Below are 19,037 nucleotides of genomic sequence, written 5' to 3'. Positions count from 1 at the left end.
CAGTTGCCTTTTGACCAGCACTGCTTAGCAGCGCTGAGCCTTCTTAATACATCAGGTCCGCCCAAGACGAAGGCGAGCCTATTAATTGTTATTAAACGCTTAGTTTTCGTATAAATAGCAACGGACAAAGTGGTTATCCGCCAGTTGGGTTATTGCTGGTAATTGCTCGCGGCACTTGCTGGTGGCATGAGTACAGCGTCCAGCAAACGGGCAGCCAACTGAAGCAGGTGTCCACAACGGGATCTCACCTTTGTTGCCTTTCAGTTTTTCGTGGATCGATTTTTTGGGATCCGGAACCGCTGAAACCAGTAACTGGGTGTAAGGGTGCTGCGGATCGTGAATGATCTGCTCGGTATCTCCCCATTCCACCATGTGACCGACATACATCACGGCCAGATCTTCTGCGATGTAACGAGCGGTGGCGATGTCGTGAGTGATGTAAAGAAGTGACATTTTCTTCTCAAACTTCATCTCTTCCATCAAGTTCAAAACACCAGCACGGATTGATACGTCAAGCATTGAAGTCGGTTCGTCAGCCAGCACAACTTCAGCACCTACAGCAATGTTACGAGCTAAGTTGACACGCTGACGCTGACCGCCTGAAAGCTGGTGCGGGTATTTCGCTGCCGTCTCTTTTGGTGGAATTAATCCCACCTGTTCCAACAGGTCATACACACGTTCCTGAAGCTCTTTCTTATTGCCTGATTTCACTTTCTTATGAATCAAAAGTGGGCGGGCAATATGGTGGAAAATGGTATGAGTCGGGTTTAGCGAGCCAAACGGATCTTGCCAAACCATTTGTATGCCTTCGCGGTAATGCATCAGATCAGAACGAGATTTGATCTCTTGAATGTCACGACCTTTGTACTCAATGTTGCCTGAAGTCGGAGCGTACATTTTGGCGATCATTTTAGCGGTAGTGGATTTACCAGAACCGGATTCACCAACCACGGAAAGTCCACGGCTTTTGTACATCTTGAATGACACGTCATTGATTGCACGCATCATTGGCTGCTTCAATGTGTTGCTGTTGATCGGGAAGTCTTTAACCAGATTCTTCCCTTCAATTAATAGATTTTCGTTTTGAATATTCATATTTCTTTCCACCCCTAACTTTGCGAATAGCGTTGCTGTACACGTCTCAAGCTATAGCTTTACCTGAGCAATCGGCTCACCATAGAGGTGGCAATTGGAAAAGCGTCCCAGCTCTATTTGACGTAGCTGAGTCGGAACTTTGGTACAGGTTTCATGGACACGGTCACAACGTGCCTGAAAACGACAACCTTGCGGAATTTCAAGTAAGTTCAGAGGGTTACCAGGAATTCCCGTAAGTTTGGTTTTTGGCCCCGTTAGTGGTGGAAATGAGCTTCCCAGACCTTTGGTGTAAGGGTGGAATGGGCTTTGTAGAATCTCTTTTGAAGGCGCAACTTCAATCAGTTCACCGGAATACATGATGCCAATGCGGTCTGAGAACTCGACCATCAGTGACAAGTCATGAGTGATAAACAAAATAGAGAAGCCGAACTCTTCTTTTAGTGCGTAGATTTTTTGCAGAATTTCACGCTGAACCACCACATCAAGTGCCGTGGTTGGCTCATCCATGATGATCATTTTTGGATTAAGCGCTAACGCAATCGCAATCACCAAACGCTGACGCATACCACCTGAAAATTGGTGTGGGTAGTCATTCAAACGACTCGGGTGAATATCCACAATTTCCAACAAGCCTTCAGCGCGGCGTTTAGCCTGCTCTCTGGTCAAATTGGTATGGCGCATAATCACATCGCAGAACTGCTCTTCCATGGTGAGTACAGGGTTGAGAGCATTCATCGCACTTTGGAAGACCATCGACATTTGGCTCCAGCGAAATGACTGCATTTTTTCGTCGCTGTATTGAAGAATGTCTTCGCCATTGAAGATCACTTCGCCACCAGTAATAAACGCAGGCGGCTTATGTAGGCGCATCAACGAGAAGGCGACGGTTGATTTACCACAACCAGATTCACCCGCTAAGCCAAACACTTCGCCCGGTGCGATATCAAAGCTGACGTTGTTACAGGCGCGAACATCGCCTGCATCAGTAATATAGTCCACGCATAAGTTGCGGATTGAGATAAGTGGTGCTGTCATGTTATTTGTCTCCGCTCCATAGTGCATTTTGAGGTGGTAGGTTAGGCTCACGCTGCGATTTGTCTTGCTGCGCGAGTTTCTTCCAACGCTTCATCCCTTTATGAGAACGCAATTGTGGGTTAGCGATTTCGTCTACCGCGAAGTTAAGCAGTGCCAGACCAGTGACGAGTAACGTCAGTGATAAACATGGAGCTAACAGTTCCCACCAAGCGCCAACCAACATAGATGAAGAGGTTTGCACGTTGTAAAGCATGATGCCCCAACTGATGGTGTTTGGATCTCCCAGACCGAGGAAGGAGATAGTGGCTTCCATCATCACGGCGTACATTACTGAGCCGATAAAGCTTGCGCCGACAATTGAGATAAGGTTTGGTAGGATTTCAACGAAGATGATGCGCCATGAACTCTCACCTAATACTTCAGCCGCTTTTACAAACTCTTTCTCACGCAGTGCAAGTGTCTGAGCTCGAACAACACGGGCACCCCATGCCCAGGAAGTACACCCGATAATGAGGGAGATGGTCAGTGGGCCAGCTTCACCAATGAAAGCAGCAACCACGAACAACAGTGGGTACTGAGGGATAACCAACATGATATTCATTGCTGCGGTTAAGAAGTCATCCACCTTGCCACCGAAGTAGCCCGCTGAAACACCAATGATGGTTGCCAGGAAACAAACGGTGATACCTGCACCGAAACCTACTGCTAGAGATACGCGTGCGCCGTAAGCAACTTGTGACCAAACATCGCGTCCCATGCGTGTTGTACCTAGTGTGTGATCCGCTTTTTTTGACATAGTCAGAGTTCTTCTGTCTGTCGCCAGATTCTCAGCAACCCAGCCATTCGGGTCACTTTTGGCGGCTTTCACAACAAACGATGGGTATTCATGTGGGTTGCCAGTTCGTTTATCTGGTGCGTGTTTCGTAATCAGCGGTGCAGCAAGCGCGATGAACAAGAATACAGAGAGAATAGCGACACCTATCATGGCGACTCGGTTGCCTGATAACAGTTTCCAAAGTGCTTTCATGATTATTTACCTCCCTTACGTAGACGAGGGTCGAGTACGACATACAGCATGTCTGCGAGCAGGTTAAAGAACAGCATAAACAGAGTCATGATAAGAAGTTGGCCTTGTAGAACTTGGTAGTCACGAGATGTAATAGCGTTAAACAGAACCGTACCAAGACCTGGGTAGTTGAAAATGATTTCGATAATGAGCTGACCACCGATAGCCATACCTAGTGACATTGAAAGCGCAGTGACACTTGGCAGTAATGCGTTACGAGCTGCGTAGTTGAATACAACGCGGTTTTCACTCAAGCCTTTGCCTTTCGCCATCGTGATGTAGTCTTCAGCAAGCAAGTTAATCATGTTGTTACGCATGTTGACCAAGAAACCGCCGATTTGAACGATAGAGGCACAGATAAGTGGCAGTACTGCGTGGTAACCGACATCTTTAATAAATGTCCAGCTTGTCCAGTCAGGCATGGTGCCGGCTGTGTATGCGTAACCCGTTGGGAACCATTTCAAGCCGATAGCAAAAATGAACATGGCAAGCATGGCGATAACCACTTGAGGAACCGCTTGAATAACCAGCATACCCGGAGTGATGAAGGTGTCGTAACGGCTACCGCGTTTCCACGCAGCAAAGATGCCGAGAATTGAGCCGATTGAGAAAGAGATAATGACGGCAGTACCGGCAAGGAAAAGTGACCAGCCAAATGCACCACTTAAAAGATCATTAACGCTCAAAGGGTAGAACTTAATTGAAGTACCCAGCTCCCAGCTAAAGATACTTTTCATGTATACGGCATATTCCACGTACCAAGGTCCGCCGACGAAGCCTAGTAGCTCCTTCATTGCGGCGATACGCTCAGGTGTTACCTGTGTTGTTGCGTTAGCAAACATCATGGTAACTGGGTCACCAGGCATTGCTCGTGGAATAATGAAATTGATGGTGGCTGCAACGAGCAGCGCGGCAAAATAAAATGACAAACGTCTTAAAAAATAACCCATAACTTACACCTTACTCACCCGATATTTGTTTACGTGCTAGCGAAATTTAGAGCGAGAAATCCCCTGACGCATGGCGCCATCTGTTTTTCAAATAGTGGGGATTTAAATAGGCGGCGCACGAAGTACGCCGCAAAGAACTAACGTTTACTTAACTGGTTTTAGGTCCAGTACGTGAAGTAGACGTTCTGGGATACCAGCCCATACGCTTGGACGACCTTTCGGGTTGTCTTCGCTCCACCAACCAGTGAATCGAGTGGTGTTGTACTGGTACATCCAAGCGCCTGACAATACAGGGATAGTAACTTGGTTTTCAGCGATGATTTTCTGAATACCGTGAGCAATTTGTACCTGCTCGTTCTTATCTGCTGTTTTGTAGAAGCTATCTAGTAGACCGTCTAGCTTGTCGTTTTTGTAGAAGTGCATTGCGAAGCGAGGCATACCTTCACCACCTTGAAGTGCTGAGTGATATGCACTGTTCCAGTATAGGTAAGGGTCAGCACCGTGGAAGTAGTTTGTGTATGCTACGTCGTAAGTACCTTTCAGCATTGCTTCGTTGTAAACAGCAAACTCAGGAGTACGAGCTTTCGCTTGGATACCCACTTCATTAAGCTGTTCTACTGCAAGTTGAACTGTGTTGTTGAAGTCAGTCCAACCGTTTGGAGATTGAATCAGTAACTCAAAAGATTTACCTGAAGGCGTGTCGACGAAGCCGTCACCGTTCACATCTTTAAAGCCTGCTTTAGCTAGAAGTGCTTTTGCACCTTCAGCATTGTAAGTGTTAAAGCCTTTGTACTTGCTGTGTACTTCTTCATCTGACCAAGCTTCAAATGCATAACCTAAACCTGACGCGAAGTCGTTCACTGTACCGCCACCGTAGAATGCGATGTCGATAATGGTTTGACGGTCAATCGCCATGGAGAATGCGCGACGGAAATCTACATTGTTCAGAGCTTCTTGTTTTGCTGGATCTGGGTTTTTGAAGTTAACCACAAACGCTTGAGTACCAGATGCTGGGTACCAGTAGTGGTGGTTAGGACTTGCTGCTGCGTAAGTGCGATCAATGTCAGGAATGAATGATGAAGTCCAATCCAGCTCAGAGTTCACGACTTTACCTAATAGCTGATCGTTGTTTGCGATTTGTGGAACGCGTAAACAGTCAACTTCTAGGTTTGCTGCATCCCAGTAGTTAGGGTTACGGCACTGAATGTAAAGTTGCGGAGTGAAGGTGTCGATTTCAGTAAACGGACCAGTACCAACAGGGTTTTCATTGGTGAAAGTGGTAGGTTCTTTGACATCTTTCCAGATGTGCTCAGCTACGATCGGAACAAGCGAAATTTCGTATGGTACGTTTGAGTTCGCTTCAGTCAGTTCGAAGCGTACGGTGTATTCATTTACTCTCTCTACACTCTTAACCCATTTGTTGATACCGCGTTGGTCAAGCTCAGGTTTATTCTTCAGTAATTGGTAAGAAAATAGGATGTCATCTGCAGTAAACGCTTGGCCATCAGACCATTTCACGCCTTTACGAACGTTAAATGTCACGCTCATTAGGTCGTCAGCCATTTTGTAGCTTTCTGCAAGACGCATTACCGGAGTGTTGCCTTTCATCTCGTTGAAAACCACTAATGGCTCATAGATGAAATCTGTGGTTGTACGTAGGTTTGTTGCTAAGTACGGGTTGAAGTTACGAACCATAGTTGGGTAGAAATCAGGTACTATGGTTAGCTCACTGCGTGCTAGGGCAGGAGCTGAGACGCTAATTGCTCCAGCGATAACGGCTGTTGCGAGTGCTGTCTTTTTAATATTGGCAAGCATAGCTGTTCCTTACTGTTTGCTTCATTTCACGAATGGATATGAATGTCATCATGGGATGAACAATTTCCAAAGGTTTACCTCATATTGAGTTCCACCAGCGGAGGAGCAGGAGGAATATGAGTGGCCTGTAAACCGTTGGCTGAGGTAAGAAAACACTTTGTACGAACATTTAGCAATTCCATTTCTCGTTAAAAACGTCAAAACTCATCCATTCTCCGTCATTAACGTCAAAATTTGTTATGGTTGATGATGTTTTAACCGTTTAATATAAGTGGTAAAAACATCTTTAGTGTGTGTTTTTTGCTCAATGGTTAGTGGTTGCTTACTTTTTGTGTCTTGTTTTTATTGGTTTGGATTCTGTTTTCAATAAAGTGAGATTATTATCACTACCGCTTTCCTCCGTTAATTTGTCTGCGTAAATTAATTCTGGCGAATTGTTGTGATTCAAATCCCACAGCCAAACAATTTCTTCTTTTTTAGCTAATGATAGGGGCTTTCTGGGGCTGAAAGTGGATTAATTCTAACGACAATAACTAAAAATAAAGATATTAATTTTCTTCGTAAATTAACTTAAGTGAAACGTGTTTAGAACTTGGTTAAGTTTGAACTCTCGGTTACTGATATGAAGTCAGGAGTGCCTCTAAAGAACGCTGATGGCTGCTTTTATCGATAATCCTCCTCGTAGCTAAAAAGCCTTACCGAAGAGGGTGAGACTGGGTGGGAAGTGATTTAACTAACACGCATAAAAAAGCCCACGTCAGTGGGCTATTAGAGTTGATGTTTATCGCTGCTAATGGTGTTACATAGCAGCGATAAGTTTCTGCAACTTGTTACGCAAGGCTTCAAGGTGAGTGCGCTCTGACCCCGGCTCATTGTGATGCTCAAGGATGTAATCGAGCGAGTTTAGTACGGTACGCCAGCGTGGGGTTTTCGGCAGCGTTTCGATACGCAGATACTTGTCGAGTGTACGTGTTTGCAATGTACTTCTGTCCAAGTAAACACGCCACAGTCCGCTTTGTTCTGCAAAAGTGAACTTGGTTTGGCCGGGAGCTTTCTCCCAGTAGTTGAGTGCGCTTGTCATCGCATCAACAAGCACTGCACGCATAAGCTCTTGCTTGGATTGATTGTCGCCTTCTGCTTTATCTGCAATTCTGGTGAACTCTCCGCCTAACTCTTTAAGTTGCTGCAGTCTTTCTTTATCGCCACTAAACGCATAACTCGATAGGGCATCAACCGCTGTTTCTAGGTTATGTATTCTTTGTGCGCTCTGAGCACCGCCAATATTTAAAATATAAATCGCCTGCATACCAGAGCCTTTAGGGAGCTTTAGAATATCCGCTGGTAAATGAAGGCGTGAATCACCAACAAAAATATCGACTTCGCCACAATAGTGTTCTTGAGTAATATTGAGATGTTTATGGGAAAACAGCTCTTCAGCACTAGAGCGTTTCAGTTGCTCTTGTGTGCGCTTAAACAGTCTGGATGCCGCTTGGTTAGCGAATAGAACTTTGTTGTTTTCTTTGAGGCACACAATGGCTTCAGGTGCGGATTCTAACTGTTCCAGCAATCGTTCTTGTGTTTCGAGTAAATCGGCCTCGACGACATTTCTCTGCTTGAGTTCATTTTGCAACTCAAGATTTTCCAATCGCCGTTGTTCTGCCTGACTTGCAGCCATATGAGCATGAATCCTAGCTGCTAACTCTTTTTTATTGAACGGTTTTGACAGATAGTCATTCGCGCCAGCGGCAAAGCCTCTCAAGCGATCTTCTGTTTGATTCAGCGCAGTAAGCATGATGATAGGTAAATCGGTGAGGCTGTATTTTTCTCTTAGCTTTTCACACACTTGGTAACCACTCATGCCCGGCATCATAATATCGAGCAGCAGTAGCTCTGGCTTTTCGTTCTCAACGGCTCTTAGCACTTCGTTACCATCAGCAACGGTGCGTACGCGGTAGCCTTCTAAGCGTAAGAAGCTGTCCAAAATTCGAAGGTTTACAGGTTCGTCATCGGCAACCAGCAGTAAAGGTCCGTCACTATTCTCCGGCAAATTGCTGGTATCGGGCAGCTCAACCTCTCCAACTTCAAGTACTTGGTAGTGAGGCTGTTCAGTCAGTCTCGCGCGCTCAATATCTTCTGCTGAAGCAATAGGCAGCGTGAAGCTGAATGTTGTACCAACCAACGGCTGGCTGCTGACATAAAGAGTGCCGTTCATCAGTTCAATCAGTTGTCGGCTAATTGATAGACCTAATCCAGAACCTTGACGATAACGGTTAGTCTCGACGGTTCCTTGGATGAGCGGTTCAAAAATATGTTCCAACTGTTCGGCGGGAATGCCTTGACCGGTATCGACAACCTGGACACGAACCTGATCATCAATTTGAGAAGCAGAGATAACAATCTTGCCTTCCGACGTATACTTGATCGCGTTACCAATCAGGTTATACAGCACTTGCTCTAAACGCTGCGGATCGGCAAAAACCCAGAACTGATTGTCTGAAATTTGATTGATGATTCTTATAGGCTTCTTACCCAACAAGTGGTTAGAGAGTTCTAACACCAAACGCGTTGAGCTGGACAGATCAACCGCATCACACTGAATATCCAAGTCGCCATAACGCATCTTATGGTAGTCGAGTAAGTTATCGACCAGTCGAGCAAGGCGTTGTCCACTGGTGGCAATGATATCCAACTGATATTTGTGATCAGAAGTAATAGGACCGTTAGCTCCGGATATTAAGGCTTCTGCAATACCAATCATGCCGTGCAGAGGGGTTCTCAGCTCGTGAGAGGTTGTGGCCAGAAATTCATCTTTCAGCTTGTTCGCAAGTTGCAGTTCATCGTTTTGTTTTCGAATGATTTGGATGTTTTTTTCCAATTCACTGTTTTGCGATTTGATGAGTTGGATTTTTTCACGGATAGAACGCTGCATACGTTCAAAGCTCACCGCAAGACGACCAATCTCATCTTTACGATCGGTATTAATCATACTTTCATCGAGATCTCCAGCGGATGCTCGTTCAGCTGCCCACGTTAGTCTTAACAGTGGTGAAGTAATGAAGTTTGAAAGCATGTGTGACGCGATAACCACTAGCACGATGGCGGTCAGCATGGCAAAAATGAACAGTTTTTCTAACTGGTTTACTCGCGCAAAAGCCTCTTTTTCGGGCAGTTCTACGACAATAGCCCAATGTGTGCTGTTTAGGTTGATCGGAGCATAAGCTGCGATATTTTTTTCACCAACGGCGTCAGTGTAGGTACCTACTTCTTTCTTGCCAGATAAAGCTAAATTTATGACTTCACGACTTTTATCTATATCGTCTTGTAGGTAAGAAAGCGTTCGGGAGCGGTGATCTGGCCCGACAAGAAGCGTCTGCATTGGTGAGTTGTTGCTGTCAGCGATGAGTTTGGTGATTCCCTTGTTTGGCAGGCGGAACATCGCATAGCTGTGCAGATAACCTTGTTGAATGATCGGTGCACCAAACCAGGCGTATTGTTGTCCGTTTTCCTCAACAAAATCGGAAAGAATGACAGGGGTAAAATCTTCGTTGTTTTTTCTCTGCTCGGAAACAGTTTTTTCTAAGCGCTGAAAGGTCTGACCTAAGTTCGCGTCTTTGAATTTTCCGCTAAACAGGTTGGTACCGTACTCTTCGTTTTTATTGATTGAGTAAGTGACATTACCTTGTAAATCGACCAATAAAATATCATCAAAATCAGAGCGTTTGAGCAGTTCCATGTATGCCCAGTGATAACGTTTATGCAAAAGGCGGTAACGCTCACTGCCGACATAGCTACTGGATTGCGGTAACACAGACGTTTTAACCTGATCTCCGGAACCTAAGATATAGCGCTGTTGAGCGTTCTCTCTGGCTTGTTCTATGTTTTCGCCCAAACGTGTAAAAGCATTGACTAGGCCATAAAATCGTCCACCACTGGCATAGGCGAGCTCTGAGCGGACAAAGCCCATCACCTCAGACTCTTTGGCGTTGAGGTAATCGATAACTTGTTGTTGTTTGGTGTCCCGAACTGACAGCAGGTGGGAGGTACTTTGTTCTTGAAGATCGTCAATATGAGACTTCAAGAAGAAAATAGCTGTGACAGTCAGAGGAGTAATGCTGAGAACCAGAAAGGCCAGCATCAAGGTGTTTTGTAAGCGTTTAAACTTTTGCCTGCGATAAAACCTGAACATATCAAAGAGAATTCTTTCAATGAAACTTGCAGGAAAACCTGCAAGTTGTGTGATTGAGTAAAAACGGGTTACGCAGAAGTTAACAAGTTTTTTTTCTTTGACAAGTAAGTCCCACTTAAAGCGTGGACATAGGCTCATTTTTAACTAAATTATCACCAGGTGTTAGGATTTTTTGCGTGATAAATAGAGAATTTGCTGGTCTTATTTAACGTCTCGCAATTACCTAGCGACTGTTCAATAATCGGCGGGTATTTCAAGAAACTATTGGCCACTACGAATAGTTCACCATTAGCGGTTAAATAGCTTGGTGCTTTTTCTAATAAGGTTTCCGTTGCGTTATAGCTGGTGTCTAAGCCGGCATGGAACGGAGGGTTAGTGACGATGAAGTTATAGTCTGTCGCGGTATCTGAGTAGATATCTGATGCGAATACACGGCCAGATAATTGATTGGCTTTCAGTGTTTCCTCACTTGAGCGTACAGCCAACGCACTGATATCACACATTTCCAACTGAATATCCGTGTTCAGTGTCGCCATCACGCAGCCAAGAACACCAGCGCCACAACCAAAATCAAGCACTTTACCACTAAGCTTAGGCAAACTATCGAGCAGTAATCGACTGCCTAAATCAAACTCACCATGGCTAAATACGCCAGGCAAACTACGAATGGTAAGTTCATGTTCTTGATATTGAACGGTATAAGACTTGAACCAATCTTCGATCTGGAAAGCTTTTGGCTGTTCTAAGCATTGACCCCAATAGAAAGAGCAACGGCGGGCAGAATCGAACTTTGTCACGCTACCATAGTCTGCAAACATCTTCTCGATGCTTTTTACACCAGAGCGGTTTTCACCAACAACCACGATCTCTGTGTTGACCCCAAGTTTTGCCATCAACATAGCGAGCAGATATTCCGCTTCCATCTTTGCTTTTGGCCAGTAGAGAAGCACCATATCTGCATCGATATCGCCTTCTAGCTCGGCACCAAAATGGACGCTAATCGCTGACTTTGATTTAAGCTGACGGTAGTAGCCATAGTTGGTGGTAAACACAGAAACGGAAACACAGTGTTTGGCAAGTTCGACAGGAAACAGATCTTCGGCTTCACCTGCTACGAGTACTTTTTTATTCTCAAAGTATGCAAGCTGGCGTTGAGCAATTTGGCTTGGGGTAATGTAATTAGACATTTAGAGCCTGTTATCTTTTAGGTTCAATTAAGCTAGGTTCAATTTTGGAGCCGATTCTCGCATAGTCGGCTCCAAGCATGAAGCTTTTTAGCTGTTGTCTTGGTTATCGAGAAAGTTATGGAACTCTTCTTCGTAAATGTTAAACAGTACGATGGCAATCGCGAAGATCAGAGGACCATAGATAAGGCCAATTAAACCAAACAGCTGAATACCACCCAGTAGCGAGAAGAAGATCATCAGGGTGTTCATTCCTGCACTGCCTTGCATCAGGAAAGGTCTGAGCAAGTTGTCGATAGAGCCAACAATAGCCACGCTCCATACGGTAAGGAAGATAGCCCAAGTTGTCTCACCCGTTAGGAATAGATACGTCGCGGTTGGGATCCAGATGAGCGCGGTACCGACAACAGGAATAAACGACGCAAAACCCATCATGGTTCCCCAGAACAATCCCGGAAAGCCTGCTAACCACATACCAATACCACCAGCAACGCCCTGAGCGATCGCCGTAAGGAAAGATCCCATCACTGCTGATTTGGACACGCTTTCAATCTCATCCAATAAGCGGTCTTCTTGGCTACGAGACAATGGCAATATATGACGAATAGTTGAGATGATCTTTTCTCTGTCTCTTAGCAAGAAGAACAGAACAAATAGCATCAAGAAGAAGCTCATAATAAAACTTGTCGCATCACCTAATATCTTGGCGCTGATGCCAACCAGATTAGTGCCAAAGCTGGTCGCGAATTGTGCAATTTTCTGTGCAATTTGTTGTGGGTTAATACCATCAAAAGGTAAATACTGATTAGCTAAACCTAATCCTTTTACCACCCAAGGATGGTTAAACAGAGTCTGAATGCCGCCATGGGTTACCCACTGATATACGTTCTGAGAAAACTTGGATCCTTGTTGAACGATCGCCGCAAATACGAAAAGCAGCGGAATGACAATAATAAATGTCAGAATAATGCAGGAGAGCAATGATGAGATGTTTCTATGAGTGGGCATCATGTTGTCTAATTTTTCATGCAGAGGAATCATAAGCATGGAAATAATGAATGCCATAACAATCGAATTGATATAGGGTTCTACGAGTAAGTAGCAGGCGAAACCAGCGACGAGTAGGGCAATAACAAGAACCCAATGACTGGATGAAATTTTGATTTTTTCTGGCACTTTTGGTTGTCCTTGGAATCAAATAAGTATGTTTATAATGGCTGTAATTCAGTTGGTTAGCAATGAAGAGGGTATTATGGGATGTTGCAATGATGAGAAGTGTTGCGAAACTAAGAATGTAAAACGTCGCAGAATTTCATGGATCGGCGTTGTTGTTGCCGTACTAGTTGTACTAGTTATTGCCAACTGGAAATAAAATAAGGCTGCCAAAGCAGCCTTATTGTTCAAACTGGTTGTACGTTATTTTGCTTCAGCTGCAATAATCGCTAAACAGTGATCCGCTGCTTCAAGTGTCGCTTCAATTTCTCTTGAGCCGTGAGCCAGAGAAGTAAAGCTTGCTTCAAATGCCGACGGCGCAAGGTAAACACCTTTATCCAGCATTAAGTGGAAGAAGCGCTTAAAGCGTTCGATATCACATTTGGTCACGTCTTCGTAGCAGGTAATGCTTTCCTGCTCAGTGAAGAAGAAGCCAAACATACCGCCCACTTGGTTCACGACCATTGGGACACCATGTTTATCTGCAAGGTATTTAAAACCGTCAGCTAATTGCTTAGTTTTAAATGCAAGACGTTTCTCGTTACCTTCTTCTTTCAGAAGACTCAGACACGCAAGGCCCGCAGCCATCGCTACTGGGTTTCCTGACAATGTACCAGCTTGGTATACAGGGCCTGTTGGTGCGATAAATTGCATGACATCTTTACGGCCACCAAATGCGCCGACAGGCATACCGCCGCCAATCACTTTACCTAATGTTGTTAAGTCTGGCTTGATATTGTAATGAGCTTGAGCGCCGCCAAGGGCTACGCGGAAGCCGGTCATTACTTCATCAAAAATCAACAATGCGCCTTCTTGATCACAGATCTCACGTAGACCTTCGTGGAAGCCTTCCACTGGTGGAATACAGTTCATGTTGCCTGCAACAGGTTCAACGATGATACATGCAATTTCACCTTTATTTGCAGCGAACAGTTCACGTACTGATTCAAGATCATTAAAGCGTGCCGTTAATGTGTGTTTTGCAAAATCAGCAGGTACGCCAGGGGAGCTTGGTTGACCCAGCGTCAAGGCACCTGAACCTGCTTTTACTAATAAGCTGTCTGCGTGACCATGGTAACAACCTTCAAACTTAATGATCTTGTCACGACCAGTGAAACCACGCGCTAGGCGAATTGCACTCATGGTCGCTTCTGTACCAGAGCTCACCATACGTAGCTGTTCCATTGAAGGAACTAACTCAGACACTAGCTCAGCCATCGTGATTTCGATTTCAGTCGGAGCGCCGAAACTCAAACCACGGTTTGCCGCGTTGATCACTGCTTCGCGGATAACGGCGTGGTTATGACCAAGAATCATAGGTCCCCAAGAACCTACATAATCAATGTATGCTTTACCATCAGCATCAAAGATGAATGCGCCGTCTGCTCGCTCAATAAAAATTGGAGAGCCACCAACACCGTTAAACGCACGAACAGGAGAGTTAACGCCGCCAGGAATTTTTGATTGAGCTTTGTTATAGAGATCAGCTGATTTGGTCATGGAATCTTCCTCTTTATTGTGTCTCGGACCAAGTTGCTGTGCATTGTACGCTTGTGAGTGCGGAGGTGAAACGTTTTAACTAAATTTCTGACCCTTCTCACTGAGTTATCTAGTTTAATCAGCAAAAATGGAGCTCATCATTTCTGAAGACTCTGAACTAAGTATCGGTGAATACTTGAACGTATAGGTCAGGTATTAGATAATCGCCGCATTATTAAAAAAGAGTCATGTCCATCAGATTGATCTAGTGAATAATATCTGGTGTACATTTACGCGACTGAGAGAGGTCATTGTGAGTGATGTAAATGTACCGTTATCCTTTTCGGATGCAGCAGCAACACGTGTTAGAGCGTTGATTGCTGAAGAAGAAAACCCGGCACTGAAACTACGTGTGTATATTACAGGTGGTGGTTGTAGTGGCTTCCAATACGGATTCACATTTGACGAGAATGTAAATGATGGAGACACCACAATCGAAAATAGCGGAGTAACCCTAGTGGTTGACCCTATGAGTCTGCAATATCTGATTGGCGGAGTGGTTGATTATACGGAAGGGCTAGAAGGTTCTCGCTTTTTTGTAAACAATCCAAACGCAACAACCACATGTGGTTGCGGTGCATCGTTTAGTGTTTAACTAATGATGTAGAGTGAATTAGCTATCTAAATGAAATTTCAGCTGATTCACTCTCCTTGCATATTTGAGTTGTTGTGCAGGGACATATATATAAAGGATTGTCCATGTCTCATGTCTCATTGAGAAGCTTACTTGGCGGGCGACATTTTACACAAAAGCCTTGGCTCGTTTCTTTCATACTGATCATATTGTTAACCCTCTGGCTGAGTCTTGGCTCACTTAACGCACAAGAGCAAGCACCAGAAAAATCTGCAGATACCATCCCACTTGCTAAAGTGATGTATCAAACCTTCCATGCTGAACCTACAGAAAAGAAAATCGATCTTTACGGCCGCACAGCGCCAGATAAGAAAGCTCGTTTATCTGCGGAAATCGCAGGCAAGATCTTACTCACCAAAATCGACAAAGGTGACAAAGTCTCTAAAGGGCAAGTAATTGCGCTTATTGATCAAGGTGATTTGCAATCTCAGCTTGATCGAGCAAAGGCAGTGTTGTCGGTGAAACGTCAAGAGTTCAAAGCGGCAGAGTCGCTTAAAAATCGTGGATTGCAGGGCGAAATCGCTTATACAAACGCTCTTGCAGAACTTACCGATGCCAAATCCAGTGTGAAAACGGTCGAAATGCACCTAGCGCACACTTCAATTGTTGCACCTTTCGATGGCGTAGTTGAAAACTTGTTTATTGAACAGGGCGATTTCGTTGGGGTTGGCGACCCAGTAGCAACCTTGATTGATCTTAAGAAATTGGTGATAGAAGCGAATGTAAGTGAACGCCATATTCAGAGTATTACTAAAGGTCAACCAGCAACCATTCACTTTATTCAAGGCTCTCAAACTCAGGGAACCGTGCGTTATTTGTCTCAGCTTTCTTCTCCTTCAACCAATACTTTCGCGATTGAAGTGGAAGTACCTAATCCGAATCAGCAGATCCCAGCAGGGGTAAGCACTCAAGTTGAATTGAATTTAGAAACGCAAATGGCAGTGAAAATTACTCCAGCCATGCTTGCGCTTGATGATCAAGGAAACTTAGGGGTGAAAACCTTGGTTGAAGACAGGGTTCATTTCGTTCCTATTCAACTGGTCAAAGCGGAGCAAGACGGCGTTTGGCTAACGGGCTTAGGCGAAGAAGTTGACATCATTACTCGTGGTCAAGGTTTTGTGCGTGATGGTGATAAAGTCGCAGCGGTTAAGCACACAGCAGATATAGAAACCCAACCGTTACAGGACAGTAAGCCTTAGGAGGCGACATGTTTGCGTTAATTGACGCGGCACTGTCGCGTACTCGAACTATGCTCGTGCTATTGGTGTTTATTCTTGTAGCGGGCGCATTAACTTATGTCACGATTCCTAAAGAATCGAGTCCAGATATTACTATCCCAATCATCTATGTTTCTGTTTCTCACCAAGGTATTTCACCGGGAGATGCGGAGCGTTTGATTGCTCGTCCTTTAGAGCAAGAATTACGTTCCATCGAAGGCATTAAGGAGATGACGTCCAATTCTTCTGAAGGCCATGCTTCTGTTGTCCTTGAATTCAACGTCGGTGTCGATCTTGATAAGGCGATGGCGGATGTGCGAGATGCGGTAGATTTAGCCAAGCCGAAATTGCCAGCCGACAGTGATGAGCCAACCGTAAACGAAGTGACGTTAGCGAATGCACAGCCAGTATTGTCTGTTGTTTTATACGGCACAGTACCTGAACGTGGCATAGTACAAATCGCTCGTCTATTACGGGATAAGTTGGAGAGTTTCCGTCAAGTTCTAGAAGTGGATATTGCCGGTGACAGAGACGACATCGTTGAGATCATTGTCGATCCACTGCTCATGGAAAGTTATGGATTAGATCAGGGCGATATTTACAACCTGATAGCGTTAAATAACCGTGTTGTAGCCGCAGGCTTTGTAGATACGGGTTATGGCCGTTTTTCTGTCAAAGTTCCTTCGGTGTTTGACTCGATAAAAGATGTCTTAGAGCTGCCAGTGAAAGTGGATGGCAAGCAAGTTGTCACATTCGGTGATATTGCAACAGTACGACGCGCATTCAGAGACCCAAGCTCGTTCGCCAGACTAGACGGCAAATCCGCCATCGTTTTGGATGTTAAAAAGCGAGCGGGCGAGAACATCATTGAAACGGTAGAACTTGTCAAAACCGTTATACGTGAAGCGCAAAAGAGAGAGGATTGGCCATCCAACTTATTGGTCAAGTACACATGGGATGAATCTCAAGATGTCGAGATGATGCTAAATGACCTGCAGAACAATGTGTTATCAGCCATTATTCTTGTCGTTATCGTTATCATCGCCGTATTGGGTGTGAGAACCGCATTGTTGGTTGGTGTTTCTATCCCAGGTTCATTCTTAATCGGCTTGCTGACACTTTCGGTATTTGGATTAACCGTTAACATCATCGTATTGTTCGCGCTCATTATGGCGGTCGGTATGCTGGTGGATGGCGCGATTGTTGTGACCGAGTTTGCCGATAGGCGAATGCAGGAAGGAATGCCTAGAGGGGAAGCTTATCGCGATGCAGCGAAACGTATGGCATGGCCTATCACGGCTTCTACTGCGACCACTCTCGCGGCGTTTGCCCCTTTGCTGTTCTGGCCGGACGTAACAGGCGAGTTTATGAGGTATTTACCTCTGACTCTGATTGCTACGTTGACCGCTTCATTAATTATGGCGATGCTGTTTGTGCCAGTTTTAGGTAGCGTAATGGGGCGTCCTCAAAACGTAACTGCCGAAGCGAGAGCCAATATGGTGGCGTTACACGAAGGCGAATTTGATAAGGCGACGGGTATCACCAAGCTTTATTACCAGACGCTTTCTGTTGCTTTACATCACCCGCTGAAAATCCTTTTGAGTGCGATTGTCATGTCTGTCGCAATTGGATTTGCCTATGTCAAAGCCGGTAATGGTGTGGAATTCTTCCCTGAGGTCGATCCGCCATTTTTCAATGTTAAAGTGCGTTCTTATGGTGATCTTTCTATTCATGAAAAAGACACTATTATGCGTGAAATTGAACAGGTTATGCTGGGTCATGAAGAGTTTGAGAGTGTCTATACCAAAACTGGTGGCGATGATGTTATCGGCCAAATACAAGTTAAGCCTGTAGACTGGCAGTATCGTCGTAAAGTCATGGCAATTATTGATGAGCTAAAACTGACCACAGATAAGTTTTCGGGTGTGGAAATTGAGTATAAGTTTCCGGACGCGGGGCCGCCAGTCGATCATGACGTGGTTATAGAGCTTTCCGGCAATAATGCTCAAGAGTTAGAGTTGGCGGCTAAAACGGTACGCCACTGGGCTGACAGTTATGCTGTGTTTACCAATATTAGCGACTCATCTTCAAAACCGGGTATCGACTGGCGGATTGATATTCGTCGTGATGATGCTTCTCGCTTTGCTGCTGATGCAACTTTGGTGGGTAACACGGTTCAGTTTGTTACTAATGGTCTAAAAATTGGTGATTACTTACCCGATGATGCCAACGAAGAAGTGGATATTCTTGTTCGCTACCCAGAAGACAAGCGCGATATTGGGCGGTTTGATCAGCTTCGGGTAAAAACACCGGCGGGTTTAGTACCGATTACCAATTTTGCTGAAATCAAGCCAGATCATAAGCAAGATACGATAGAACGTATTGATGGACGCAGAGTTATCAACGTGATGGCTGATTTAAACGAAGGCTATAACTTGGGGCTAGAGTTACCAAAAATAGAGCAAGCATTAGCTGAGTTAGGATTACCACCAAGCGTTGAGTTTAAAATGAGAGGCCAGAACGAAGAGCAAGAGCATTCGGCGGCTTTCCTAGAAAAGGCGTTTTTAGTTGCATTGGTGGCTATGGCAGTAATTCTGATCACTCAGTTCAACAGCTTCTACCAAGCTTTTTTAATCTTGAGTGCGGTACTGTTTTCGACGGTTGGGGTTTTCGCTGGTTTGTTGATTTTCCAGAAACCGTTTGGTGTGATTATGTCCGGCATTGGCGTTATTTCACTGGCAGGTATTGTGGTAAACAATAATATTGTTTTAATCGATACTTATAATCAGCTGGTAAAACGCGGTTTGGATAAGAAAGAGGCAATACTCCGAACAGGCGTTCAACGTTTACGTCCGGTATTGCTCACCACCATAACCACGATCCTTGGCTTATTGCCTATGGTTCTGGAAATGAATATTGACTTGATCAACCAAAAGATTGAATTTGGTGCACCAAGTACTCAGTGGTGGTCGCAATTAGCCACAGCCGTCGCTGGCGGCTTAGCATTTGCAACAGTTCTAACTCTTGTATTGACGCCGTGTCTATTGATGCTGGGACGAAATAAGCACCAAGAATAGCGGTTAAAAAAAGCTGACAAAAAGGGC

At 44.9% G+C, this 19,037-nt stretch carries 12 protein-coding genes; 3 read left to right on the top strand and 9 right to left on the bottom strand.

Translation table 11 applies throughout. The features are described 5' to 3' along the window. Window positions 1–99 precede the first annotated feature (99 nt). The 9 genes from L3V23_RS13140 to hemL form a co-directional block, all read right to left on the bottom strand. Window positions 100–1,095, bottom strand: a complete 996-nt coding sequence (locus tag L3V23_RS13140; RefSeq protein ID WP_042484453.1) for an ABC transporter ATP-binding protein — start codon at window positions 1,093–1,095, stop codon at window positions 100–102. Between the two features lie 51 nt (window positions 1,096–1,146). Continuing rightward, window positions 1,147–2,130 carry an ABC transporter ATP-binding protein gene (locus tag L3V23_RS13135; protein WP_042484450.1) on the bottom strand — a complete coding sequence of 328 codons (984 nt, stop codon included), beginning with the start codon at window positions 2,128–2,130 and terminating at the stop codon, window positions 1,147–1,149. A gap of 1 nt (window position 2,131) precedes the next feature. Continuing rightward, window positions 2,132–3,157 (bottom strand): ABC transporter permease, encoded by a 1,026-nt coding sequence (locus tag L3V23_RS13130; RefSeq protein WP_102966219.1) that lies wholly within the window; start codon window positions 3,155–3,157, stop codon window positions 2,132–2,134. A gap of 2 nt (window positions 3,158–3,159) precedes the next feature. Further along, on the bottom strand, window positions 3,160–4,146 hold the full coding sequence (locus L3V23_RS13125) for an ABC transporter permease (RefSeq protein WP_042484444.1): 987 nt from the start codon (window positions 4,144–4,146) through the stop codon (window positions 3,160–3,162). Between the two features lie 144 nt (window positions 4,147–4,290). After that, on the bottom strand, window positions 4,291–5,961 hold the full coding sequence (locus tag L3V23_RS13120; protein WP_042484441.1) for an ABC transporter substrate-binding protein: 1,671 nt from the start codon (window positions 5,959–5,961) through the stop codon (window positions 4,291–4,293). Window positions 5,962–6,760: 799 nt separating this feature from the next. Next, window positions 6,761–10,147 (bottom strand): response regulator, encoded by a 3,387-nt coding sequence (locus tag L3V23_RS13115; RefSeq protein WP_102966267.1) that lies wholly within the window; start codon window positions 10,145–10,147, stop codon window positions 6,761–6,763. Window positions 10,148–10,299: 152 nt separating this feature from the next. Further along, window positions 10,300–11,334 (bottom strand): 16S rRNA (guanine(1207)-N(2))-methyltransferase RsmC, encoded by a 1,035-nt coding sequence (gene rsmC / locus L3V23_RS13110; RefSeq protein WP_102966220.1) that lies wholly within the window; start codon window positions 11,332–11,334, stop codon window positions 10,300–10,302. Between the two features lie 87 nt (window positions 11,335–11,421). Continuing rightward, on the bottom strand, window positions 11,422–12,507 hold the full coding sequence (locus L3V23_RS13105; RefSeq protein WP_102954115.1) for an AI-2E family transporter: 1,086 nt from the start codon (window positions 12,505–12,507) through the stop codon (window positions 11,422–11,424). Window positions 12,508–12,747: 240 nt separating this feature from the next. Then, on the bottom strand, window positions 12,748–14,043 hold the full coding sequence (gene hemL, locus L3V23_RS13100; RefSeq protein WP_102966221.1) for a glutamate-1-semialdehyde 2,1-aminomutase: 1,296 nt from the start codon (window positions 14,041–14,043) through the stop codon (window positions 12,748–12,750). Window positions 14,044–14,335: 292 nt separating this feature from the next. Here hemL and erpA point away from each other — a divergent pair, with 292 nt between their 5' ends. The 3 genes from erpA (at window position 14,336) to L3V23_RS13085 (ending at window position 19,010) form a co-directional block, all read left to right on the top strand. Then, window positions 14,336–14,677 carry an iron-sulfur cluster insertion protein ErpA gene (gene erpA, locus L3V23_RS13095; protein WP_042484430.1) on the top strand — a complete coding sequence of 114 codons (342 nt, stop codon included), beginning with the start codon at window positions 14,336–14,338 and terminating at the stop codon, window positions 14,675–14,677. A 104-nt stretch (window positions 14,678–14,781) separates the two neighbouring features. Beyond that, window positions 14,782–15,915: an efflux RND transporter periplasmic adaptor subunit gene (locus L3V23_RS13090; RefSeq protein WP_237292415.1), complete on the top strand. Its 1,134-nt coding sequence runs from the start codon at window positions 14,782–14,784 to the stop codon at window positions 15,913–15,915. Between the two features lie 8 nt (window positions 15,916–15,923). Further along, entirely contained in the window at window positions 15,924–19,010 is a 3,087-nt protein-coding gene (locus tag L3V23_RS13085) for an efflux RND transporter permease subunit (RefSeq protein WP_102966223.1), read from the top strand. Window positions 19,011–19,037: the final 27 nt, after the last annotated feature.

This window comes from Vibrio sp. A1-b2 (assembly GCF_021726015.1).
In the GTDB taxonomy this organism is placed as follows: Bacteria; Pseudomonadota; Gammaproteobacteria; order Enterobacterales; family Vibrionaceae; genus Vibrio; species Vibrio diazotrophicus.
This window is presented reverse-complemented; position numbering and strand designations above follow the sequence as displayed.